This window comes from Pseudarthrobacter sp. O4, from assembly GCF_050157025.1.
Lineage (GTDB): Bacteria > Actinomycetota > Actinomycetes > Actinomycetales > Micrococcaceae > Arthrobacter.
This window is the reverse complement of the sequence record NZ_CP189591.1, coordinates 2725852-2748338: the sequence shown is the minus strand read 5'-3', so window position 1 is coordinate 2748338 and position 22487 is coordinate 2725852. Positions and strand designations below refer to the sequence as shown.

General features: G+C 66.2%; 20 protein-coding genes. 14 read left to right on the top strand and 6 right to left on the bottom strand.

All coding sequences use genetic code 11. The features are described from left to right. The first annotated feature begins 80 nt into the window (after positions 1-80). The 3 genes from ACQCSU_RS12750 to ACQCSU_RS12740 all read left to right on the top strand — a co-directional run bounded on the left by ACQCSU_RS12750 (position 81) and on the right by ACQCSU_RS12740 (position 2970). Positions 81-698, top strand: a complete 618-nt coding sequence (locus ACQCSU_RS12750) for a DUF47 domain-containing protein (RefSeq protein WP_354238480.1) — start codon at positions 81-83, stop codon at positions 696-698. Between the two features lies 1 nt (position 699). Beyond that, on the top strand, positions 700-1716 hold the full coding sequence (locus ACQCSU_RS12745; protein ID WP_426975680.1) for an inorganic phosphate transporter: 1017 nt from the start codon (positions 700-702) through the stop codon (positions 1714-1716). 168 nt (positions 1717-1884) lie between these two features. Next, positions 1885-2970, top strand: a complete 1086-nt coding sequence (locus ACQCSU_RS12740) for an ATP-binding protein (RefSeq protein ID WP_426975679.1) — start codon at positions 1885-1887, stop codon at positions 2968-2970. A 98-nt stretch (positions 2971-3068) separates the two neighbouring features. Here ACQCSU_RS12740 and pstB read toward each other — a convergent pair whose 3' ends face one another. The 4 genes from pstB to pstS form a co-directional block, all read right to left on the bottom strand. Continuing rightward, positions 3069-3848 (bottom strand): phosphate ABC transporter ATP-binding protein PstB, encoded by a 780-nt coding sequence (gene pstB / locus ACQCSU_RS12735; RefSeq protein WP_426975678.1) that lies wholly within the window; start codon positions 3846-3848, stop codon positions 3069-3071. A 50-nt stretch (positions 3849-3898) separates the two neighbouring features. Then, positions 3899-5008 carry a phosphate ABC transporter permease PstA gene (gene pstA / locus ACQCSU_RS12730; RefSeq protein WP_426975677.1) on the bottom strand — a complete coding sequence of 370 codons (1110 nt, stop codon included), beginning with the start codon at positions 5006-5008 and terminating at the stop codon, positions 3899-3901. Then, positions 5009-5941: a phosphate ABC transporter permease subunit PstC gene (pstC, locus tag ACQCSU_RS12725; protein WP_426975676.1), complete on the bottom strand. Its 933-nt coding sequence runs from the start codon at positions 5939-5941 to the stop codon at positions 5009-5011. It lies immediately after the preceding gene. Positions 5942-6082: 141 nt separating this feature from the next. Then, positions 6083-7204, bottom strand: a complete 1122-nt coding sequence (gene pstS / locus ACQCSU_RS12720; RefSeq protein WP_426975675.1) for a phosphate ABC transporter substrate-binding protein PstS — start codon at positions 7202-7204, stop codon at positions 6083-6085. Between the two features lie 253 nt (positions 7205-7457). Between pstS and ACQCSU_RS12715 the strand changes: the two genes are divergently transcribed. Together ACQCSU_RS12715 and radA are read left to right on the top strand one after the other, a co-directional pair. Further along, a complete protein-coding gene (locus ACQCSU_RS12715) occupies positions 7458-8585 on the top strand; it encodes an FUSC family protein (protein ID WP_426975674.1) in 1128 nt (375 codons plus the stop codon). Positions 8586-8628: 43 nt separating this feature from the next. Then, positions 8629-10002 carry a DNA repair protein RadA gene (radA, locus tag ACQCSU_RS12710; protein ID WP_426975673.1) on the top strand — a complete coding sequence of 458 codons (1374 nt, stop codon included), beginning with the start codon at positions 8629-8631 and terminating at the stop codon, positions 10000-10002. A gap of 211 nt (positions 10003-10213) precedes the next feature. Here radA and ACQCSU_RS12705 read toward each other — a convergent pair whose 3' ends face one another. Next, positions 10214-11632 carry an MFS transporter gene (locus ACQCSU_RS12705; RefSeq protein WP_426975672.1) on the bottom strand — a complete coding sequence of 473 codons (1419 nt, stop codon included), beginning with the start codon at positions 11630-11632 and terminating at the stop codon, positions 10214-10216. 159 nt (positions 11633-11791) lie between these two features. On the opposite strand from ACQCSU_RS12705, the gene ACQCSU_RS12700 reads away from it, so the two are divergent. From ACQCSU_RS12700 to ACQCSU_RS12675, 6 genes are all read left to right on the top strand, one after another. Then, entirely contained in the window at positions 11792-12169 is a 378-nt protein-coding gene (locus ACQCSU_RS12700) for a MarR family winged helix-turn-helix transcriptional regulator (protein WP_354238499.1), read from the top strand. Positions 12170-12518: 349 nt separating this feature from the next. Further along, entirely contained in the window at positions 12519-13544 is a 1026-nt protein-coding gene (bioB, locus tag ACQCSU_RS12695) for a biotin synthase BioB (RefSeq protein ID WP_426975671.1), read from the top strand. Positions 13545-13773: 229 nt separating this feature from the next. Then, on the top strand, positions 13774-15141 hold the full coding sequence (locus ACQCSU_RS12690; protein WP_426975670.1) for an adenosylmethionine--8-amino-7-oxononanoate transaminase: 1368 nt from the start codon (positions 13774-13776) through the stop codon (positions 15139-15141). 8 nt (positions 15142-15149) lie between these two features. Further along, positions 15150-16313: an 8-amino-7-oxononanoate synthase gene (locus ACQCSU_RS12685; protein ID WP_426979785.1), complete on the top strand. Its 1164-nt coding sequence runs from the start codon at positions 15150-15152 to the stop codon at positions 16311-16313. Beyond that, entirely contained in the window at positions 16310-16993 is a 684-nt protein-coding gene (bioD, locus tag ACQCSU_RS12680; RefSeq protein WP_426975669.1) for a dethiobiotin synthase, read from the top strand. Before ACQCSU_RS12685 ends, bioD begins: the two co-directional genes overlap by 4 nt. Beyond that, a complete protein-coding gene (locus ACQCSU_RS12675) occupies positions 16990-18180 on the top strand; it encodes a cytochrome P450 (protein WP_426975668.1) in 1191 nt (396 codons plus the stop codon). The genes bioD and ACQCSU_RS12675 overlap by 4 nt, the downstream gene beginning before the upstream one ends. On the opposite strand, the gene ACQCSU_RS12670 is transcribed toward ACQCSU_RS12675, so the two are convergent. Continuing rightward, a complete protein-coding gene (locus ACQCSU_RS12670; protein ID WP_426975667.1) occupies positions 18174-18992 on the bottom strand; it encodes a DeoR/GlpR family DNA-binding transcription regulator in 819 nt (272 codons plus the stop codon). The genes ACQCSU_RS12675 and ACQCSU_RS12670 overlap by 7 nt on opposite strands. A 204-nt stretch (positions 18993-19196) precedes the next feature. On the opposite strand from ACQCSU_RS12670, the gene ACQCSU_RS12665 reads away from it, so the two are divergent. From ACQCSU_RS12665 to ACQCSU_RS12655, 3 genes are all read left to right on the top strand, one after another. Next, entirely contained in the window at positions 19197-20276 is a 1080-nt protein-coding gene (locus tag ACQCSU_RS12665) for a sugar ABC transporter substrate-binding protein (RefSeq protein ID WP_426975666.1), read from the top strand. Positions 20277-20351: 75 nt separating this feature from the next. Next, complete coding sequence (locus ACQCSU_RS12660; RefSeq protein WP_426975665.1) at positions 20352-21188, top strand: ATP-binding cassette domain-containing protein; 837 nt, start codon at positions 20352-20354, stop codon at positions 21186-21188. Beyond that, a complete protein-coding gene (locus ACQCSU_RS12655; RefSeq protein ID WP_426975664.1) occupies positions 21185-22441 on the top strand; it encodes a sugar ABC transporter permease in 1257 nt (418 codons plus the stop codon). The genes ACQCSU_RS12660 and ACQCSU_RS12655 overlap by 4 nt, the downstream gene beginning before the upstream one ends. Positions 22442-22487: the final 46 nt, after the last annotated feature.

The window sequence follows — 22487 nt, the reverse complement described above, 5'->3', positions numbered from 1 at the left end:
CTCATGCGCGGGTCATCGTCAAGTCACACGGCCGGCAGACAACACCCCAGCATCTCCCTCCCGAAGACCGGTGACCCCACGTGAAGCTGCGCCTTTTTCCCCAGGAGCCCGCCGGGCTGAACCTACTTTCCCTGTTGGCACGGCAGATTGTGCTCGCCACCGGCACTCTTTCGGAAATCCTCGGCGCCCCGGCAAGCGAACACGGCCGGCTCGTGGAGGACATGCACAACCACGAGGCCAAGTCCGCCGAGCTGCACTTTGCCCTGCTGACCCACATGCGGACCAGTTTCGTGAACCCGCTCCCCCGCGAAGACATGTACGCGCTCTCCCGCTACCTCAACGAGGCAATGGAGAAACTCGACGCCGCGGCCGAGCTCGTGTCCCTGTACAAGCTGGACCGCCTGCCCAAGCGGGCCGCGGACCAGCTGGAGATCATCAGCCGGCAGGCCGAGCTCACCGTCGACGCCATGCGCAGGCTCAACAACCTGGACGACCTCGAGGACTACTGGATCGAGATCCTTCGGCTGGCCAAGCGCGCGGAACGGACCCACCGAGTCTGGGTGGCGGACATGCTCAATGACATGAAGTCGGCCCAGTACGCGCGCAACCGCGACATCGCCAACCAGCTCGTGGAAGTCACCAAGGATATGCGGCGGATTGCCACCCAGGTAGGCAGCATCATCGTCAAGGAATCCTGAGGTGACGGGGTTCTTCTTTGCCCTGGTGGTGATTTTCGCCGGGGCGTTTGCCTTCCTGAACGGCTTCAGGGACGCCTCCACGTCCGTGGCCCTGGCGGTGCGGACACGGGCCCTGACCCCCACCGTCGCGGTACTGCTGGCCGGTCTATTCAACTTCATCGGCGCCGGCCTGAGCGCCACCCTGGCGCTGGAAGTCAGCCGGAGCTGGATCCAGCTGCCGGCCGGGCGGAACGGCCTGACCATCCTTATGGCGGGCCTCGCCAGCGCCGCCGCCTGGGGTGTCTACACCTGGTGGCGCGGGATCCCGTCCTCATCGACCCATGCGCTGGTGGGCGGCCTGGCCGGCGCCGGCGTCGCAAGCGTCGCGGTGGGCGGGCATTCGGTCGCCGGTGTGGATAATTCCCTGCTGTTCCAGGTGGTGCTGCCCCTGCTGCTGTCACCGGCCATTGCGTTCGCGGGCGCTTATCTGCTGGTGTGGCCCGCGACCTGGGCCGCGCGCTACACACCCACGAACGTCGTCAACAGCCGGTCCCGCCGGGCCCAGGCCATCGCCGCCGGCGTTGTCGCGTTCGCCCACGGGCTGCAGGACGGACAGCGGACCGGCGCCGTGCTGATCCTTGCCCTGCTGGCCGCCGGGCTGTCCGACGTCGGCTCCGTGCCGATCTGGGTGGCGCTGCTCACCGCGTCCATGCTGACGGCAGGGACGCTGGCCGGAGGCTGGCGGATTTCCTACACCGTGGGCTACCGGCTGATCCGGATGGATCCGCTGCGCGGGTTCGTCGCCCAGCTCTACAGCTCGGTGATCCTGCTCGTCGGCGCGATCGGGCTGCACTGGCCCATCTCCACGACGCATACCGTGACCACTGCCGTGCTGGGGGCCGGCACGAACCAGGGATTCCCCGCCACAAACCGGCGGCTCGTGATGCGCATCCTGGCTTTCTGGGTGCTCACGCCGATCGTCACCGCAGCCGTCGCGTTCGTGCTGGAACTCTCGCTCTCGCCGCTCGCGGGACTTTAGGAGTGGACTGCTGACCGCCACCGACGCGGATCCGGCGAAGATCGCCCGCAACGAGGAACAGATCGCGGCCGAGGCGCCTCGCGGCACAGGCGGCCAACGCCGAGTGGTACGCTGGGCGAAGTTTCACCACGTTCACCAGTTTCACCTACTTTCACCCCGGAGGCCCCGGTGCAGAACCCCTTTAAACCGACCGCCGGAGCCACCCCGCCGGACCTGATCGGGCGGGCCGGGCTCCTGGACGAATTCGAGTACGGCCTGCAGCAGGGCTCGGGCGCTCCCGGACTCCTCACCATCATTACCGGGTCCAGGGGCATCGGCAAGACCGTCATGTTGAGCGCTGCAGAAGCGATCGCGAGAAACCACGGCTGGGCCGTGATCTCCCGGACAGCCAATCCCGGTTTCCTGGCTAAGATCGGCGACGACATGCTCCGCCTTGTCGACGAGCTCGGGGACGGCCCGCCCACACGGAAGATCACCGCCTTCTCGGCGGCAGGGTTCGGGTTGACCACCCAACTCGCCCAGGAACGCATTCCGGATTGGCGCCGGACCGGGGAGGAATTGCTGCGGCTGCTGGAAGCCAAAGGTACAGGCCTGGTCATCACGATTGATGAAATCCATGCCGTCGACCGGACTGAAATTTCACAGCTCGCCGCCGACGTGCAGCACTTCATCCGCGACGGGCTGCCCATCGGCCTGATCTTCGCTGGCCTCCCGTCGGCCGTGTCCGATCTGCTTAACGAAGGTGTGGCCACCTTCCTGCGGCGAGCCGACAGGATTAACCTTCACGAGGCAGCAATCGCCGAGGTCACCGCGTCCTACCGGGAACTTTTCAGCGAAGGGGGCATCGACGTCTCTCCGGAGCTGGTTAACGAGGCAGCGGAGGCCACTGAGGGCTACCCTTTCCTCATTCAGCTCGTTGGCTACTACCTTTGGATGGAAGCCGACAAGGCCGACTGGACCTTGGACCAGAACAGCGTTCGCACCGCCGTCGCCGCCGCGCAGCGACGGAACACCCTGGTTGTCGTGGAGTCCGCGCTATCGGACATCTCCGACAAGGACCGTGAATTCCTTCATGCCATGGCCGAGCAGGACGGCCCATCAGCAGCCAGCCAGATCGGGCTCATCATCAAATCCAAACCCAACGTGGTGTCCAAGTACCGAAACAGACTGATTGCAGCCGGCCTGATCGAATCAGCCGGCTATGGCAAGGTCGACTTCGCCATCCCCGGCCTTCGTCAACACCTTCGAGGATAGCTGCCAGCTGAAGCTTGCCGCGGCGATCCGTGCACCAGGGCGGTGAAGCGAATCGGCCGACCGACCGACCGATGATCCATTATTGGTATATCGGGTGTTTATCCGAAACGGCCCGAGACGTAGTCCTCGGTCGCCTTCTGCGTCGGGTTGCTGAAGATGGTGTGGGTGTCACCGTATTCGATCAGCTTGCCCGGTTTTCCGGTGCCGGCAATGTTGAAGAACGCGGTCTTTTCCGAAACACGCGCGGCCTGCTGCATGTTGTGGGTCACGATCACCACGGTGTACTGGTCCTTTAGCTCATTGATGAGGTCCTCGATGGCGAGCGTGGAGATGGGGTCCAGCGCCGAGCAGGGCTCGTCCATCAGGATGACCTGGGGTTCCACGGCGATGGCGCGGGCGATGCAGAGGCGCTGCTGCTGGCCGCCGGACAGGCCGGAGCCGGGCTTGGCCAGCCGGTCCTTGACCTCGTTCCAGAGGTTGGCGCCCTGCAGGGAGCGCTCCACCAGGGCATCGGCCTCGCCCTTGGAGATCTTCTGGTTGTTCAGCTTCACGCCGGCGAGCACGTTGTCGCGTATGGACATCGTGGGGAACGGGTTGGGGCGCTGGAACACCATGCCGATCTGCGAGCGGACGGTCACCGGGTCCACGCCGGGGCCGTAGAGGTTGTCGCCGTCGAGCAGCACTTCGCCTTCAACCCGGGCGCCGGGAATCACCTCGTGCATGCGGTTCAGGGTGCGCAGGAAAGTGGACTTGCCGCAGCCGGAGGGGCCGATGAAGGCGGTGACGGACTTGGCGTCGATGTTGATGTTGACGTCTTCGACGGCGAGGAATTTGCTGTAGTAGACGTTCAAGTCTTTGACGTCGATGCGCTTAGACATGATGTTCCTTCACTTGCTGGAGGTACGGGCTGAAGAGTTGGCGCGCCGGGCTAGCGGCCGGTCTTGGGGGCGAACATGCGGGCAACCAGGCGGGCGCCGAGGTTGAGCAGCATCACCAGGACGATGAGCACCAGGGCGGCTCCCCAGGCGCGCTGGGAGGACGGATCCGGGTTGGACGGCGAGGTGGGGTTCAGGATCTGCGTGTAGATGAAGGTGGGCAGCGAGGCCATCCAGCCGCCGAACACGTTGTTGTTGATCGACGTGGCGAAGCCGGCGGTGACGAGGATCGGGGCGGTCTCGCCGATCACCCGGGCGATCGCGAGGGTGACGCCCGAGGCGATGCCGGAGATCGCCGTCGGGATGACCACTTTCAGGATGGTCCGCCATTTGCGGACGCCCAGGGCGTAGGCCGCCTCGCGGAGTTCGTTGGGGACGATCTTGAGCATTTCCTCGCTGGAGCGCACCACCACCGGGATCATCAGCACGGACAGTGCGACGGCGGCGACGGCACCGGTTTTGGTTCCCGGCCCCACTACGGCGAAGAAGAAGGCCGCCGCGAACAGGCCGGCCACAATCGAGGGGATGCCGGTCATGACATCCACGAAGAACGTGATGGCGCGGGCCAGCGGACGGTCGTTGCCGTACTCCACGAGGTAGATGGCGGTCAGCAGGCCGACGGGCACCGAGATGACGGTCGCCAGCAGGGTGATCTGCAGGGTGCCGATCAGGGCGTGGAAGATGCCGCCGACCACCGGGGCGCCTTCCTCGACGCTCTTGTTGTCGAAGGCGCCGGTGACACCGTTCATGGACGTGGTGAGGAAGCCGGGGTCCGTGAGCCCGGGCAGGCCGTTCACCAGCACGGTCCAGATCACGGAAATCAGCGGCAGCAAGGCGACCAGGAAGGAGCCCACGACGAGGCAGCTGGCCAGCTTGTCCTTGGCCCGGCGTGAGCCCTCCACGACGGCGCTCCAGCCGACGAGGCCGGCGGCGAAGAGGATGGCGGAGACGATTCCCCAGCCGAAGGCGTTGAAACCGATCAGGGCCAGGATGGCAGCACCGAGAATCAGGGCGATGCCCAGCACCAGATAGGGGGCCCACTTCGGCAACTGGCCCTTGGTGAGGGCCGAGCGCTTCTGGACGGGGGTCAGGGTGGAGGTCATTTAGTTGGCTCCCGAGAATTCTTTGTGCCGGGTGATGATCCAGCGGGCGATCATGTTCACGCCGAGGGTGATGACAAACAGCACCAGGCCGGCGGCGATCAGCGTGCTGACCTTCAGCCCGCTGGCCTCGGGGAAGTTCAGGGCGATTTCGGCGGCGATGGTCTGGTTGCCGGAGCGGATCAGGCTCGCGGTGAGCGCGCCGGAGGACAACACGAGCGCGACGGCCATGGTCTCGCCGAGCGCGCGTCCGAGGCCCAGCATCACCGCACTCACGATTCCGGGGCGGGCGAATGGCAGCACGGCGATCCGGATCATTTCCCAGCGGGTGGCGCCGAGCGCCAGCGCGGCCTCCTCGTGCAGCTTGGGGGTCTGCAGGAAAATCTCACGGGTCAGGGAGGTGATGATGGGCAGGACCATGACGGACAGCACGATCCCTGCGGTGAGGATGGTTTTGCCGGTGGCCGAGGCCGGCCCCTGGAAGATCGGCAGCCAGCCCATGTTGTTGGCCAGCCAGTTGTAGGCCGGGGTGATTTCCTTGGCCAGGAAGGCGGCGCCCCAGGCGCCGTAGACCACCGAGGGGATGGCGGCCAGCAGGTCGATCACGTAGCCCAGGGCGGACGCGAGCCGGCGCGGGGCGAAGTGCGAGATGAAGAGCGCGACGCCGATCGCGACCGGGGTGGCGATCACGAGGGCGATGACGGCTGCGATGAGGGTGCCGATGACGATCGGCCAGATGTAGGCGAAGAAGCCTTCGCCGCCCTGGATCTTGTCCGGGGAGGCCACGAGGGCGGGGATGGCCTGGATGACGAGGAAGAGCGCCACTCCGAAGAGCACGGCCAGGATCAGGCACCCTGCGGCCAAGGTGGCTGCGGAAAAGACTTTGTCTCCGGTGCGGCCTGCGCCCCGGGACGTGGTCAGGGAGGTGGTGGTCACTTCACGATCCTTCAGATCTTTGGGTACTTCGGACAAACACGTCGGTTCCCTGCCCCGGCCGGCCGTCGGTGACGGCCGTACCGGGACAGGGAACCTGGATCAGGCTGGTGTTTCCACTATGCCTGTCAGCGCAAGGTATCCCTAGGACTTGACCTTGATGGACTCGATGGACTTGAGGGCCTTGTCCTGCAGGGTCTTGGACAGCGGGGCGGACTTGGCGGCGTCGGCGGCTGCCTTCTGCCCGGCGTCGGAAACCACGTACTTATCGAAGCCCTTCACGAGGTCGACGGTTTCCTGCTTGTCGTAGGTGCTGCAGACAACGTGGAAGGAGACCAGCACGATCGGGTAGGCGCCCGTGATGGTGGTGGTGCGGTCCAGCTTGATGGACAGGTCGTTGGCGTTGCGGCCTTCAACCGGCTTGCCGGCGTCGACTGCCTTGGCAGCGGCGTCGGCGGAGATCTTCGTGAAGGAATCGCCGACCTTGATCTGCGCGATGCCCAGCTTGCCGCTGACGGCGGAGTCGTCGGCGTAGGTCACGGCGCCCGGGGTGTCGGTCACTGTCTTCACCACGCCGGAGGTGCCCTTGGCGTTCTCGCCCTTCAGGGCTGCGGGCCAGATGCCGGCGGACTTGTCGGTCCAGGCCTCGGGGGCAGCGGCGGCAAGGTAATCGGTGAAGTTGGAGGTGGTGCCGGAATCGTCCGAGCGGTTCACCGGGGTGACCTTGAGGTCCGGCAGCGTGGCGTCCGGGTTCAGGGCTGCGATGGCGGGGTCGTTCCACTTGGCGATCTCGCCGCGGAAGATCTTGGCGACGGTGGCGGCGTCGAGCTTCAGTTCCTTGATGTCGGGCAGGTTGAAGGCCACCGCGATCGGGGAAATGTAGACCGGGATGTTGAGGGCGCCCTCGGGGCCGCACTTCGCCATGGAGCTGGCGTACTCATCGTCCTTGAGGTAAGCGTCGGAGCCGGCGAACTGCGCGGAGCCGTCCAGGATGGCCTTGCGGCCGGCACCGGAGCCGTCCGGGGAGTACTGCACGTTGGCGCCCTGGTTTGCGGAGGCGAAGTTGGTCTTCCACACGTCCATGGCTGCACCTTGGGCGGAGGAGCCGATGCCGGTCAGGGTGCCGGTGACCTTGGTGCCTGCGGCAGCGGACTGCGTGCCTGCGGCAGTGCCCGTTGCGTTGTCGGAACCACAGGCGGTGAGCGCGAGTGCGCCGGCTGCGATGACAGCGATAGCCGCGTGGCGGCCGAAGCGGAGTGCCTTCACTGGATGTACCCCTTCCAGGGATTTTCTATTCGTGCCGGGCCGGAGAAGCCCGGACACAAGGATGCGTACGGTTTGTACCTCTATCGAAGGTAGGTGCCCCAGATGAAGAGAATTGCCGTCCAAAGTGAACGGGGGGTTAACGACGCCGGTACCTTGGCTTACATCTGCCGGGTTGCCATTGCGCTCACTGCGCCGCAGCCGTACTGGCAGCCGGCGGCACGTGCGGCCGTTGCCAGCAAATAGACTGGAGGACATGGCCTCCGCGACTGGACTTTCCGTAAGCGCACGATTCCTGCGCGGCCGCGTCCGCACCGGCATCGTCCGGAGCCGGAACTCGCTCCTGCCGGCCATGCAGATGACCGCCTGCGCCGTGGGGGCCTACGCCTTCGCCGAATACGTCCTGGGCCATACCGGACCGCTCTTCGCGGCCACCTCCTCCCTCATTGCCCTCGGCTTCTCCCGCGATCCCAGGCTGCGCCGCGTCGTGGAAGTCGGCCTGGGCTGCACCATCGGGATCGTGGTCGGGGACCTGCTGCTGCACTGGCTGGGCGCCGGAATCTGGCAGGCCGCCGTCGTGCTGCTCTTCTCCATCCTGCTGGCGCGGTTCCTGGACAGCGGCACCATCTTCACCACCCAGCTGGGTCTGCAGTCCCTGCTGGTGGTGCTCCTGCCCGCGCCAGCCGGGGGGCCGTTCACCCGCAGCATCGACGCCGTCGTGGGCGGCGTGTTCGCACTGCTGGTGACCATCCTCATTCCCAAGGACCCGCGCCGGGAACCCCGCAATGACGTCAAGAAGCTCCTGCACGAGCTCGCCGAGGTGCTGCGGGAATGCGCCTCCGCCCTGAGCTACAGCGACTCCACCCAGGCCTGGCATGCGCTCATCCGCGGGCGGAACTGCCAGCCCCTGGTCGACGCCATGCGCCAGTCCCTGCGCGCCTCCGGCGAGGTGGCCACCCTGGCTCCCGCCTACCGTCGGCACCGGGACGAGCTGGACCGGATGGAGCAGTCGCTGGACTACATCGACCTCGCGCTGCGCAACAGCCGGGTCTTTGCCCGCCGCCTGACCAGCGCCATCAACCATGCAGCGCTCTCGGACGAGGCCACCCAGAACATCGCCGAGGTCCTGCGGGAGACCGCCGATGCCGTCGACGATCTGTCCCTGGGCCTGGCCGAAGTCCATGACGGCGTCCGGCGCGCGCACCTGCGGACGGCCAGGACGGACCTCAGCGAGATCGCCGGCAGGCTGCACCCCCGGCTGCTGGACGTCCAGCGGCTTGAGGGCGAGACGGTGGTCATGCTCTTCCGTCCGCTCATGGTGGACCTGCTCGAAGCCACCGGCATGGATCCCCAGGAAGCCCGGGAGATCCTGCCGCCGCTGTAGCTCCCGGCCCGTGGTTGTCGCCGGCCGCGGATAGGGTGGAGCAATGGCTACCAAGACTTCCCGTGCGCCCAAGGCGCCGGGCTACAAATGCGCCGAATGCGGCTGGACCGCGGCCAAGTGGGTGGGCCGCTGCGGCGAGTGCCAGGCCTGGGGCAGCGTTGAGGAGACCGGCGGCGCCGTGGCGCGGACGACGGCGGCCACCACCGTCCTGGAGCCGGCCCGCCGGATCGCCGAGGTTGACGCGACCACGGCCGCCTTCCTGCCCACCGGTGTGGACGAGCTTGACCGCGTGCTGGGCGGCGGGCTGGTTCCTGGCGCCGTCATCCTGCTCGCCGGCGAACCCGGCGTGGGCAAGTCGACGCTGCTGCTGGACGTCGCAGCCAAGTTTGCCCGCACCGCCCAGGATGTCCTCTACATCACGGGCGAGGAATCCGCGGCGCAGGTGAAGCTCCGCGCGGACCGGATAGACGCCGTCGCCGAATCCCTGTACCTCTCTGCCGAAACCGACCTCGGCCAGGCCCTGGGGCAGGTGGAGAAGCTCGAGCCGCGGCTGCTGGTGGTGGACTCGGTCCAGACCCTGAGCAGCGCCGATGTGGAGGGCAGCGCCGGCGGCGTGTCCCAGGTGCGCGAGGTTGCCGCCTCCCTGATTGCCTCGGCCAAGCGCCGCAACATGACCACGCTGCTCGTGGGGCACGTGACCAAGGACGGTTCCATCGCCGGACCCCGCCTGCTCGAGCATCTCGTGGACGTGGTCTGCCAGTTCGAGGGCGAGCGGCACTCCCGGCTGCGGCTGCTGCGGGCCGTGAAGAACCGCTACGGGCCCACCGACGACGTCGGCTGCTTTGACCTGAACGAGGACGGGATCGTGGGCTTGGCCGACCCCAGCGGGCTGTTTGTCTCGCGGACCAAGGAACCGGTGTCCGGCACCTGCATCACAGTGACCCTGGAAGGGCGCCGGCCGCTGCTGGCCGAAGTGCAGTCCCTGCTGGCCGAAAGCTCCAGCTCCCAGCCCCGCCGGGCCACCAGCGGGCTGGACAGCTCCAGGGTTGCCATGCTGCTGGCCGTGCTGCAGCAGCGGGCGGGCTGTCTGCTGCATAAGGATGATTCGTACGTGGCGACCGTGGGCGGCGTGAGGCTCAGCGAGCCCGCCACGGACCTCGCCGTCGCGCTGGCCGTGGCCTCGGCGAAAGCCAAGAAACCATTGCCGCAGCGTCTCATTGCCTTCGGTGAGGTGGGCCTGGCTGGCGAAGTCCGCCCGGTGCCCGGCATCAACCAGCGCATCCAGGAGGCCCACCGGCTCGGATTCACCCATGCGGTGGTTCCGGCGAGCCCCAACGGACCGGGGCCGGTCCCCACCGGGTTCTCAGTCCGGGAGGTCGGGCACCTGACCGAGGCGCTGGGGCTGCTGATCAGCTGACGGACGGCCGGGCGCGGGCATGATGCGCTTCAGCACCAACGGACGGGAATACGGCGAGGCCAGGGCGGACACCACGGTGTCGGCCGGCACCGTGGAGGAAGGTCAGCTCGACAAGGGATACGCCGGCATTGCCGAGGACCTCCATCCCCCGTTGGAGCTGAGTAACGGTTCGGCCGAGGCGGACGTTGGTAAACGCCCGCCTCGGCCGAAGTCACGGCTGAGGCCGCTCAGTGGTCTGCCGCGACCGGTTCCGGCGACGGGACGGTGTCGCGGCAATGACCAGGGCCGCAATGGCCACGGCTGCGCTCAGGATCAGGCCGGGACGGTACTGCTCCAGCATTGCCGCCGCATTCACGCCGGCGCCGCCGTCGGACGCGTTGCCGTGACCGCTGACCATCGCCGTGGTGACCGCCAGAACCAGGGCGGCCCCCACCTGCGTGCTGGTCTGGATCAGGCCGGCCGCCAGGCCCTGTTCCGAATTTCGGATGCCCGCGGTGGCCTGGACGTTGATGGACGGGAAGGCGAGGGCGAAGCCGATGCCCAGTAGCAGGACCGACGGCAGGATGTCCGTCACGTAGTTGGGCGAGGTGCCCACCCGCAGGAACAGCACATAGCCGAGCGCCAACGACGCCAGGCCGGTCAGAATGAGCCGCGGGGCGCCAAACTTTTCAATGAGCCGGTCCGCGAAAGGTGCACTCGAGGCCACCAGCAGGCCAGTGGGAAGAAGTGCCAGAGCCATGCCCAGCGGGCTCCATCCCAGCACGGACTGCAGGTAGAGCGTGAGGATGAACTGGAAACTCAAATACGAGCCGAACAGCCCCACCGCGCTGAGGTTGGCCCGGGCAACCCAGCCTTCCCTGAGGATGCTGAACCGGATCAGCGGGTGCCTGACGCGGTTTTCGATTACGGCGAACGCTGCCAGCACCGCTGCAGAGGCCACGAATCCGGCGATAGTTGCCACAGATCCCCAGCCGTTCCCAGGTGCCGAAACCAGCGTGTACACCAGCCCCAGCATGCCGGCGGCGAGCGTGACCGCGCCCCAGACGTCATGCCCGCTGTCCTGATCCCTGCCTTCGGCCTGGCCGGCGGCGTTGTCCCGGGGGATGTACTTCAGGCCAAGAATCACGACGGCGACTGCCACCGGTACCGAGACCAGGAAGGTCCAGCGCCAGCTCATGGCAGTCATGAGACCCCCGACGACCAGGCCGAGTGAGAAGCCGCTTGCGCCGAAGGTGGTGAAGATGGACACGGCGCGGTTTCGTTCGCGCCCTTCCGGGAAGTTGGTGGTGATGATGGAGAAGCCGGCAGGAGCCGTGAACGCCGCGGCCAGTCCTTTGACGAAGCGGGTGGCGATCAACAGGGCGGGGTCGTCCACCAGTCCGCCGAGCAGGGACGCGGCAGCGAAGACGCTGAGGGCAATGAGGAAGATGCGGCGCCGGCCGAGGAGATCCGCCATCCGGCCGCCCAGCAGGAGAAGACTTCCGTAGCCGAGCACGTAGGCGGAGACGATCCATTGGAGGGATTCGGTTCCAAGGTGGAGTTCGGTGCCAATCGAGGGCAGTGCCACACCGACCATGGATACGTCCAGCGCATCGAGCGCCAGAACGGTGCACAGGACCAGGAGCAGCATCCACTGCGCACGGGTCCATCGGACAGGTATAAGCCGTTCTCCGGCAGATCTTTCAAGCGTGGAAGATGAAGTCATGGCCTCAACTTACATGACGTGTCATTGAATGACAAGGAATATTATGACGTGGACTTTGAATCCGTCATGAACTAGAATCGCTGCATGGCAACACCGCAGGACCGCCAGCTGGTTGAGCAATGGCGCAGCATCCAGACCACCTACTTCCGTACCGCGGGCGCGATCGACCGTGCCCTGGAGTCGCGGTTCAGCATCGGCCTGACTGAGTTTGAAATCCTGGACCTCGTGGCCGACAGCGCGGACTCGGCGTGCAGGATGAAGCAGCTCGGGGAGCGGACGCCCATGACCCAGAGTGCCATGTCCAAGGTGGTGGACAGGCTTGAGAAAGCCGGACTCATCTGCCGCCATTCCTGCGAAGATGACCGGCGCTCACTGTTTCTGGAACTCACCGACGCGGGCCGTGCCCTGCACGGGAAAGCCGCCGTCGAACACCGCGCCCTGCTCAAGGAGAACCTGGCCTGAGACCGCCGTCAGGCTGACAAGACGACCGCGCATCGGCCTCTTGCGGCAGGACCAGACTCAGGCGGAGGGAATCGCTTCTGAGTAGGAGACGAGACAGTGGTTGGGTCCCAGGGTAGGAGCTCCAAGGACCAATTATTTGGGGTCAACCTTTCCATCGGCAGATTCCCGATAGCGGACGTTTATGAGCTGCCCGATGCCGGGCACGGCCCCGCCGGGCTGCATGACCTACATGGTCGGGACCAAAGCCCAGGCCGCCAGTTTGTGGACACCCAACAAAATCCTGGCGTCAACAGGAAACTAGCGTCAGCTGTGAGGCATATCCGCAGCCAGCCAGCGCAAAGGACGATCAATGACGATTCAGGCACATCCGGAGACTACCCGGTACGAAATTCTCGAAACCGCTCGCAAACATGTCCTTGAAGAGGGACGCGGGTTGACGCAGGACCAGCTGGTGGACGTGCTGCGACTGCCCGATGAGGCCCTTCCCGCTGCGCTGCAGCTGGCCCACGAGGTGCGGCTCAGGCACTGCGGCGAGGACGTGGAGGTGGAAGGCATCGTCTCCATCAAGACCGGAGGCTGCCCCGAGGACTGCCACTTCTGCAGCCAGTCCGGACTCTTCGACTCGCCCGTCCGCGGCGTGTGGCTGGACATTCCTGAACTGGTCAAGGCGGCGAAGGAAACCGCGGCCACAGGAGCCACGGAGTTCTGTATCGTGGCGGCCGTCCGAGGACCCGACATCAAGCTGATGAACCAGATCAAGTTCGCGATCGACCGGATCAACGAGGCAGTGGACATCAACATCGCCTGCTCGCTGGGCATGCTCACCCAGCGGCAGGTGGACCAGCTTGCAGAGTGGGGCGTGCACCGTTACAACCACAACCTCGAGACCGCCCGCAGCTACTTCCCCGAAGTCGTGACCACGCACAGCTACGAGGAGCGCCTCGAAACCTGCACCATGGTCAAGGCGGCCGGCATGGAGCTGTGCTGCGGGGCTTTGATCGGTATGGGCGAATCCCTGGAACAGCGGGCCGAGCTCGCAGCCGAGCTCGCAGCCCTCGAACCGCACGAGGTCCCCCTCAACTTCCTGAACCCGCGGCCCGGCACTCCACTCGAGAACCAGGGGATCATGGACGGCAAGGACGCCCTGCGCGCCATTGCCGCGTTCCGCCTGGCCATGCCCCGGACCGTGCTGCGCTATGCCGGCGGCCGCGAACTCACCCTCGGTGATCTGGGCACCCGGGAAGGCCTGCTGGGCGGCATTAACGCCGTGATCGTAGGGAACTACCTCACCACCCTGGGCCGGCCCGCCGATGCCGACCTGAATCTCCTGGTGGAACTGAACATGCCCATCAAGGAATTCCAGAAGACACTGTGAAATCTTCCATCCAGAAGCCGGATCCCTCCGGGCCCACCGACTATTGCGGTCACTGCGGCGGCACATCCGACGGCGGTGAGCTGCCGACGTTGGACACTCACCTTCGTTGCCGGGAGCAGCTGGCGCTGGAACCGCCACGGTACTGCGAGCATTGCCGCAGGCGGATGAAGGTCCAGGTCACGCCGCTGGGCTGGACCGCAGAGTGCTCCCGCCACGGGGTACTTGTCAGATGACACAGGTTCCGGTTTCGGCGCCGCTAAGCCTGATCCAGCGGGACCGCGCACGGTTGTGGCACCCGTACGCGCCGGCTTCCCCGGATCTTCCGCTGTGGGAGGTCGAGGCGGCCGAGGGCGTGCGGCTGCGGCTCCGCGGCGAAGACGGCACGCAGCATGAGGTTTTGGATGCCATGTCCTCGTGGTGGTCGGTGATCCACGGCTACCGGAACCCCGTGCTGGACGCCGCCGCGAAGCGGCAGCTGGACGGTTTCAGCCATGTGATGTTCGGCGGCCTGACGCATGCCCCGGCGGTTGAACTGGCTGAGCGGCTGGTGGACATGGCGCCGGCAGCTGCTGGCAGGTCGCGTTTGGAGCGGGTGTTCCTCGCTGACTCAGGCTCGGTTGCCGTGGAGGTTGCGCTGAAGCTGGCGGTGCAGTTCCAGACCGCGTCCGGGCATCCCCGGCGGCAGCGGTTCCTGAGTATCCGCGGCGGGTACCACGGCGACACCTTCGGGGCGATGGGGGTCTGTGATCCCGTGGACGGCATGCACGCGGCATTCCCGGGGTTGCTCGCGGGCAACGTGTTTGCTCCCCGTCCGCCGGCCGCGGCTTCTGCGACCCCGGAATCCGTTCAGGCGTGGGCATCGGAGGTCCAGGCCATCACGGCTGCACACTCCGAAGAGCTGGCCGCGATTATCGTCGAGCCGCTGCTCCAGGGCGCCGGCGGCATGTACGCGTATCCGGCCGCATGCCTGACGGCGCTGCGCCGGGTGGCGGACCGGCACGGGCTGCTGCTGATCTTCGATGAGATCGCCACCGGTTTTGGCCGCACCGGTGAGCTGTTCGCGGCCGGCCATACCGGCGTCGTTCCGGACATCATGTGCCTGGGCAAGGCCCTGACCGGCGGATACCTGACCCTCGCCGCCATGCTCTGCACCGGCGACGTGGCTGCGACGGTATCCGGCGGCCAGGCCGGGGCGCTGCTGCACGGCCCGACGTTCATGGCGAACCCGCTGGCGTGTGCGGTGGCTAATGCCAGTCTCGGCATCATCGACGGTGGCGGCTGGCGCTCCGACGTGGCCCGGATAGGCTCCGGGCTGGCCAATGGGCTCGCCCCCGCCCGGGAACTTGCGGCCGTGGCGGATGTCCGCACCATTGGTGCAGTCGGAGTCATTGAGCTGCATGATGCCGTCGACGTCCGCGCCGTCACCAGTGAGGCCATCCGGCGCGGCGTCTGGGTGCGGCCGTTCCGGAATCTCGTCTACACCATGCCCCCCTATGTCAGCACCGCGGCGGACATTGAACAGATCACCGCAGGCATGACCGCGGCCGTCGCCGAAGTCCATGAACACGCCGCCGTCCGGCGCGGAGACGCGGCATGAGCGCCTCGATGACGCAGTGGCTCGAGCGGCAGGCCGCGGTCCGGGATCGCCGAGGTCTGGTCCGACGACCCCTCCCCCGGGCCGCGGATGAACGCTTCATCGACCTGGCCAGCAACGACTATCTGGGCCTGTCCTCAGATCCCCGGCTTGCGGACGCTGCCGCGGCAGCCGCTTCGCTGTGGGGTACCGGCGCCACATCCTCGCGCCTGGTGGCCGGGACCATTCAGCTGCATCTGGACCTGGAGCAGGAACTGGCCCGGCTGGCCGGCATGGAAGCTGCGCTGGTGTTCTCCTCCGGCTATCTGGCGAATATGGGTGTGATCACGGCGATGGGCGGCCCGGGGACCCTGTTCGTGGCGGACGAGCACTGCCACGCCTCGATGATCGACGGATTCCGGCTGAGCCGCTCCCGCACGGAATCCTTCGCCCACAACAGCGTGGAGGAAGCCGGCCGGCTACTCGCCGGCCGGACGGAACCGCGCGCACTCATCGCCGTCGAATCCGTCTACAGCGTGCTGGGCGACGAGGCCCCGCTCGAGGAGCTGCTCACGCTGGCCGAGCAGCACGACGCGGTGCTGCTGGTTGACGAGGCGCACAGCCTCGGCGTCACAGGCACCGGCCACTACCGGGGACACGGTTCCGTGGCCGGGACAGCCCTTGCCGGCCACCCGAACGTCGTCGTCACCGCCACACTGTCCAAGGCCCTGGGCAGCCAGGGCGGCGCGGTCCTCGGCTCTCCCCTGCTGCGCGAACACCTCATCAACCGCTCCCGCAGCTTCATCTTCGACACCGGACTGGCCCCGGCATCCGTCGCTGCCGCCCTCGCCGCGGTGCGGATCATCCGCGACGAGCCCTGGCGCGCGGGATCCGTCCGGAACAACGCTGCGGCGCTTGCCGCGGGGCTGGCTTCGGTGCTAGCAGTCCGCGGGACCACCATCGAACCGTCGGCGGGGGCGGGGGCGGTTCAGTCCATTGCCATGCCCTCCGCAGAATCGGCCCTGAAGGCCACCCTGGCCGCGCGAACCGCCGGCGTGCGGATCGGTTGCTTCCGGCCGCCGTCCGTCCCTGACGGGATTTCGCGGCTTCGGCTCACCGCTCGCGCCAGCCTAACACCTGAGGACATTGAACACAGCTGCGCAGTGCTGCGCGGCATATTGGAGGACCTTCCATGAACCTGCCCGCCATCATCCTGGTCACGGGAACAGACACCGGAGTCGGCAAGACCATAACGACGGCGGCCCTCGCCGCCGTCCTCCAGGGGCTGGGGCGCAGCGTCGCCGTCTACAAACCCTGCCAGTCTGGAGCCTCCGCCGGCGACTCTGACACCGCCGAGATTGTCCGGCTTACCGGCGCAATGACAGCCGAAACCGGCGTGGTGCTGTGGGAGCCGTTGGCGCCCGTCGCGGCGGCCGCCGTCGACGGAACGGCACTCCCGCCGCTGGCGGTGCACGCGGGCAGGATCCGCGAGCTCGCCGGGTCTCACGATCATGTTCTGGTCGAGGGCGCGGGCGGTCTGCTGGTTGAGCTGGACTCCGACGGCGGGACGCTGGCCGAGCTCGCAGTGCTTCTGGCACCCGCCGCGGCCTTACTGCTCGTTGCGCGTGCGGCCCTCGGAACGTTGAACCACAGCGCGCTGACCCTCGAAGCGCTGGAAGCCCGCGAGCTTCAGGTGCTGGGCGTCGTGCTCGGAAGCTGGCCAGGCAACCCGGGCTTCGTGCACCTCAGCAACCGGCAGGTGCTCCAATCGTTGCGGGTTCCCTTCATCGGCGCCATTCCCGAGCAGGCCTCGGAACTGACCCCGGCCGTTTTCCGTGCTGAGGCAGCGGCCTGGCTGAACGGCCTGCCCGCATGAACCAGGCACCAGCGACCACAGGACCCTCGGAACCGCAGACGGAGAACCTTGGACCGGACCGGTGCCCATACATTGTGGTCCGTGACCCGGATGCCGTCCGGGAAGTTCTGCACCGGCCGGGCGACTTCAGCCCCGCCAATGCCCTGGTCGCGGTGACGCCCCTTGCGGGGCCTGCCCTGCGGGTGCTGCAGCGCGTGCGCTTCGCGTTGCCGCCTGTCCTGGCCAGCAATGACACTGACACGCATGCGGGGATCCGTAAGGTCGTGGCGGGCTATTTCACGCCGGCCAGGGTCACCGCCGTGGAGCCGCGTATCCGCGAACTCGCGCAGGAAGCGGCGGCGAACGCAGCGGAGCAGCTCGAACGTTTGGGCCACGTGGACCTCTTGCCGACGGTAGCGGCGTTCCCTCCCGCCGTCATCATGCTTGAACTCCTTGGGCTGCCCGTCCGGGATCTGGCGAGGCTCAAGTGCTGGGGCCTTGACTCCATGGAACTGTTCTGGGGTTGGCCCGACGAGGACCGGCAACTCGAACTCGCCCAGAGTGCCGCCGATTTCTACGTCTGGCTGCGCCAGCTTGTAGAGGAATCCGTGCCCGCGGCCGGTCGTAATCTGTTCAAGTCACTGGCCGAACACGGCTTGTCAACACCTGAGCTCTGTTCGCTTGGCTATTTCCTGCTCATCGCTGGACAGGAAACGACCACCCAGCTGATCAGCACGAGCCTGTTCCGGCTCCTCGAGGGATCCGCGCCCGTGGGCTGGGACGACGCGGCATCCGAGGCAGGCTCCCGATCCATGGTCAGGCACGTGCTTGCCACCGAATCATCAGTGCCAACCTGGCGCCGCGTGGCAGCGCAGGACACGCGGCTTGGTGGCGAGCTGATCCCGACCGGAGCCGAGATCCTCCTCGAGCTGACCGGCAATCACGGCACGCGATCAGCCGCGCCCGAGGGTTTGCCCCTACCAATGCAATCGGCCCGGCACAGACCGTCAACCTCACATGGTCTGGTTTTTGGCTCGGGCATCCACCGCTGCCTCGGGGCCAAGCTGGCAGAACTGGAGGCGGCCATCGTTGTCCAGGAGACGGCAGCCGCGCTGCCCGGAATACGGTTGCGGGACCGCGAGCCCCAATGGATCCGGCTCTTGTCTTTCCAGGCCCCTCGGACGGTCAGCGTATGGTGTCCCTACTGAACTTCTGAGTGCGCCGGCCTGTGAGGGGCGAGGGGGGCGATATGCACCTTACAGTTCGCTGCTATGGCGTCCCGGTCCTGGGCCGGTACGTCGTCGGTCAGGATGACGTCTGTGAAATCGCTGACGGGGACGAAATGGTGCAGGGACGTCCTGCCCACTTTGCTTCCGTCCATCATGAGGATTCGCCTGGTGCCTGCTTTGAGCATGGCGCGCTTCATGAAGACAATGTCCTGTTCCTGGTGGTAGGTCATCTCGGACCCCATGGTCGAGGTTGACTGGAACACTATGTCCACGGCGTAGGAGTTCACGGAGCTGTCGGTAGGAAGTCCGATGAACGAGTCGTGTGTCCGGGAGTACTGGCCGCCGATGACGATGAGACGGATGTCGTCATTCTCGCGCAGGACTTCGAGGGCCTGTCGGTAGTTCGTGAGGACGGTCAGGGGGCCGGTCTTGTTCAGCAGGCGTGCCAGCGCGAGAACGGTTGTGGAGTCGTCGAGCATGACGGACATGCCGGCCTCTACGAACTCCAGCGCCTTGTGGGCCAGGGCTGTTTTGGCCTGGGCCTGCATCTGCATGCGGATTTCGGAGCTGGCTTCGAACACGGTTGACGGCAGCGCGGAAACTCCTCCATGGACTTTGCGTAGAACTCCGCGCCCGGCAAGGTCGTCGATGTCGCGGTGAACGGTCATGAGGCTGACGCCGGCGAGGGCTGCCAGTTCGGCGGCAGTGGCGAACCCCGCTCCGACCACGTGCTCGACGAGTTTCTGCTGGCGGCGTGCCCGGGGTTTCTTCAACGCATTTGTATCGGTCATCGGCTCGCCTTCGCCTTGGATATCGTTCCCGGCACCTGTCGGGGTTCATTGCGGCTGGGCATCCGTTCAGGATATCCCGTCCGCCGTTGTGAAAAGTGTACCAACTTTTGTGGTCGAATTCACATTATTTCTGTTACTCTTATCACATCGGCAGCGGCCGGGATGATCGCACGCCGTACATCTCACCCCGAGAAAGGGAATTCAATGAAGAACTTCTATACCCGTGCAGCCGCCGTCACCGTGGCTGTCGTGGCGACTGTGGCGGCCCTGGCGGGCTGTTCCACACCCCAGGGCACCACCGGCGCCGGCGGTGACGCGTCGAACGCCAAGATCGCGTTCCTGATGCCGGACATCGCCTCGACCCGGTATGAACTGTTCGACAAGCCGCTGTTCGAGGCCAAGATCAAGTCCCTGTGTTCGGGTTGTTCGGTCATCTATTCCAATGCCAACGCCAGCGCCGCTAAGCAGCAGGAGCAGGCAAACTCAGCCCTGGCCCAGGGGGTAAAGGCGATCGTGATCGACCCTGTTGACTCGGCGGCGGCGGCCACCATCGTCAACACAGCCAAGGCACAGAACGTTCCGGTCATCGCCTATGACCGGCCAGTCCCTTCGGTTCCGGCCAGCTACTACGTGTCCTTTGACAATGAGAAGATCGGTTCCCTCATCGCCCAGTCCCTGGTGGACCACCTGAAGAAGACCAATGCCACGGGCGGGCTGCTTCAGGTCAACGGTTCCCCCACGGATGCGGCCGCAGGGTTGATCAAGAAGGGCATCCACACCGCGGTGGACGCCAGCGGTTTGAAGCTGCTGGCCGAATTCGACACCCCGGGCTGGGAACCGACCAAGGCCCAGGATTGGGTCAGCGGACAGATCACCCAGTTCCCGGGAAAGATCGCCGGCGTTGTGGCTGCCAATGACGGCACCGGCGGCGGCGCGATTGCCGCCTTCAAGGCCGCCGGAGTCAACCCGGTACCGCCCGTGACAGGCAACGACGCCGAGCTTGCAGCCGCCCAGCGGATCATCGCCGGGGACCAGTACAACACCATCTCCAAGCCGATCAAGATCGTTGCCGAAGCGGCCGCGGACATCGCCTACAAGTTTGCCAAGGGTGAAAAGCCCGAGGGCAAGGCCACCTTGTTTGATACCCCGTCGGAGCTGTTCGTCCCGACCGTGGTCACGATCGACAACCTCAACGAGGCCCTGGTGTCGAGCGGGATCCTGAAGGTCTCCGACCTCTGCACGCCGACCTACGCTGCAGCCTGCGCCAAGGCCGGCATCAAATAACAGGGAAAGGTGCCCCGCCCGTCCGGCGGGGCACCGATCCACCGTACGAACAACGATTACTGCTTAGAGGATCACATGTCTTCAACACCCAACTCACCCGGTGACGGGACCGGAGCCCCCCTTCTGGCTTTGCGCGGCATCAATAAATCCTTCGGCGCCGTCGCCGCTCTCATGGACATCGATCTGGACGTGGCTGCGGGAGAGGTCGTGGCCATCGTCGGGGACAACGGTGCCGGCAAATCAACACTGGTCAAAGTGCTCTCCGGAGTGCATGCCCCCGACTCGGGGACCATCGCCTTCGAGGGCAGCGACGTAACCATCCCGACACCGATGGCCGCCCTGCACCTGGGCATCGCCACCGTCTTCCAGGACCTTGCCCTCTGCGACAACCTCACCGTCGTCGACAATCTCTTCCTTGGCCGCGAGATCTCACCGCTGCGGCTGAACGAAGTCGAAATGGAAACCCGGTCCTGGGAGCTGCTGAAGCAGCTCTCCGCCAAGATTCCCTCGCTGCGCACACAGGTCGCCTCCCTTTCGGGCGGGCAACGCCAGACCGTGGCCATCGCGCGGTCACTTCTCGGGGAGCCCAAAATAGTCATCCTGGACGAACCCACCGCCGCCCTCGGCGTAGCCCAGACCGCTGAAGTGCTGAACCTGGTGGAGCGGCTGCGCGAAAGAGGGCACGGCGTCATCATGATCAGTCACAACATGGCCGATGTGCAGGCGGTCGCCGACCGCGTCGCCGTGCTCCGGCTTGGCCGCAACAACGGCGACTTCCGCGTCAGCGACGTCTCAACGGAAGACCTCATCGCCGCCATTACCGGTGCGACGGACAACGTCGTTTCCCGCCGGTCCGCCACACGCGGAACACCCGGACCTGCAACACCCAGCGAGGAGAACCTGGCACAATGAACAGCAAAACCGCACCCACGCCCCAGATCCGGCCGCTGGACCTGCAGGACGAACGGCTTCAGGACCGCACCGGACTCAAGGGACAACTCAAGGCCTTCGTGGACAGGACACGATCCGGAGACCTCGGCGTCCTGCCCGTCGTGGCGGGGCTCATCGTCATCTGGGCCATCCTTCAAAGCCTGAACCCGATCTTCCTCTCCAGCGCCAACCTGGTGAACCTGAGCATGGAAAGCTCCGCGGTCGGAATCATCGCGCTCGGCATCGTCGGGGTCCTCCTCGTCGCGCAGATCGACCTGTCCGTCGGTTCCGTCAGCGGACTGTCCGCGGCCGTCGTCGCCGTGACCGTCGTCAACCTGGGCTGGCCGGTCTGGCTCGCCGTTCTGGCCACGGTGGCCCTGGGCGCGGTCATCGGCTGGGTCTACGGACAGATCTTCAACCGCTTCGGTGTGCCCAGCTTCGTCATCACCCTCGCCGGTCTGCTGGGGTTCCTTGGCCTGCAGCTGTACGTTCTCGGAGCCAAGGGCTCCATCAACCTTCCCTTCGATTCGGCCCTCGTCTACTTCGCCCAGCTCGCCTTCGTGCCGCCGTGGCTTTCCTATGTCCTCGTCGCCGCAGCGGCCGGCGGCCTGTTCGCCACCGACTACCTCCACGCCCGTGCCCGGCGGACCGCTGGGCTGTCATCGATGCCGCTGCAGAGCATGATCCCCCGCAGCGTCCTGCTGCTGCTGGTCCTGGGATTGGTCGTCTGGTACCTGAACCAGACACGGGGTGTGGGCTGGATGTTCGTCTTCTTCATCGCCCTGATACTGGCGATGAACTACCTGCTGAAGCGGACCAAATGGGGCCGGTCAGTCTACGCAGTCGGAGGCAACGCCGAAGCGGCCCGCCGGGCGGGCATCAACGTCAAAGCCGTTTACACCTCGGTCTTCGTCACCTGCTCCACCCTGGCAGCCGTCGGCGGACTGCTGGCCGCGGCACGCCTGGCCGCAGCCAACCAGGGCAGCGGCGGCGGAGACGTCAACCTCAACGCCATCGCCGCCGCCGTCATCGGCGGCACCAGCCTCTTCGGCGGCCGGGGAAGCGCCTTCTCCGCACTTCTGGGCATCGTCGTCATCCAGTCAATATCCAGCGGACTGACCCTGCTGAACCTGGACTCCTCGTTCCGTTTCATGGTCACCGGCGTCGTCCTGCTGCTGGCCGTCATGCTCGACTCCGTCTCCCGCCGCTCCCGCACCTCGCACGGCAGGGCCTGACCCGCAACCTGCGGGCCACACATCCACAGCACGAAGGAAGGATCGG

Excerpts from the sequence above, each read along its gene's own strand:
- ACQCSU_RS12685 (WP_426979785.1), top strand. The coding sequence starts at position 15,150 with ATGACGCAGTGGCTCGAGCGGCAGGCCGCGGTCCGGGATCGCCGAGGT.
- ACQCSU_RS12690 (WP_426975670.1), top strand. The coding sequence starts at position 13,774 with ATGACACAGGTTCCGGTTTCGGCGCCGCTAAGCCTGATCCAGCGGGAC.
- ACQCSU_RS12670 (WP_426975667.1), bottom strand. The coding sequence starts at position 18,992 with ATGACCGATACAAATGCGTTGAAGAAACCCCGGGCACGCCGCCAGCAG.
- ACQCSU_RS12665 (WP_426975666.1), top strand. The coding sequence starts at position 19,197 with ATGAAGAACTTCTATACCCGTGCAGCCGCCGTCACCGTGGCTGTCGTG.
- pstB (WP_426975678.1), bottom strand. The coding sequence starts at position 3,848 with ATGTCTAAGCGCATCGACGTCAAAGACTTGAACGTCTACTACAGCAAA.
- ACQCSU_RS12705 (WP_426975672.1), bottom strand. The coding sequence starts at position 11,632 with ATGCTGCTCCTGGTCCTGTGCACCGTTCTGGCGCTCGATGCGCTGGAC.
- bioD (WP_426975669.1), top strand. The coding sequence starts at position 16,310 with ATGAACCTGCCCGCCATCATCCTGGTCACGGGAACAGACACCGGAGTC.
- ACQCSU_RS12655 (WP_426975664.1), top strand. The coding sequence starts at position 21,185 with ATGAACAGCAAAACCGCACCCACGCCCCAGATCCGGCCGCTGGACCTG.
- ACQCSU_RS12715 (WP_426975674.1), top strand. The coding sequence starts at position 7,458 with ATGGCCTCCGCGACTGGACTTTCCGTAAGCGCACGATTCCTGCGCGGC.
- ACQCSU_RS12700 (WP_354238499.1), top strand. The coding sequence starts at position 11,792 with ATGGCAACACCGCAGGACCGCCAGCTGGTTGAGCAATGGCGCAGCATC.
- radA (WP_426975673.1), top strand. The coding sequence starts at position 8,629 with ATGGCTACCAAGACTTCCCGTGCGCCCAAGGCGCCGGGCTACAAATGC.
- pstA (WP_426975677.1), bottom strand. The coding sequence starts at position 5,008 with ATGACCTCCACCCTGACCCCCGTCCAGAAGCGCTCGGCCCTCACCAAG.
- bioB (WP_426975671.1), top strand. The coding sequence starts at position 12,519 with ATGACGATTCAGGCACATCCGGAGACTACCCGGTACGAAATTCTCGAA.
- ACQCSU_RS12675 (WP_426975668.1), top strand. The coding sequence starts at position 16,990 with ATGAACCAGGCACCAGCGACCACAGGACCCTCGGAACCGCAGACGGAG.
- ACQCSU_RS12660 (WP_426975665.1), top strand. The coding sequence starts at position 20,352 with ATGTCTTCAACACCCAACTCACCCGGTGACGGGACCGGAGCCCCCCTT.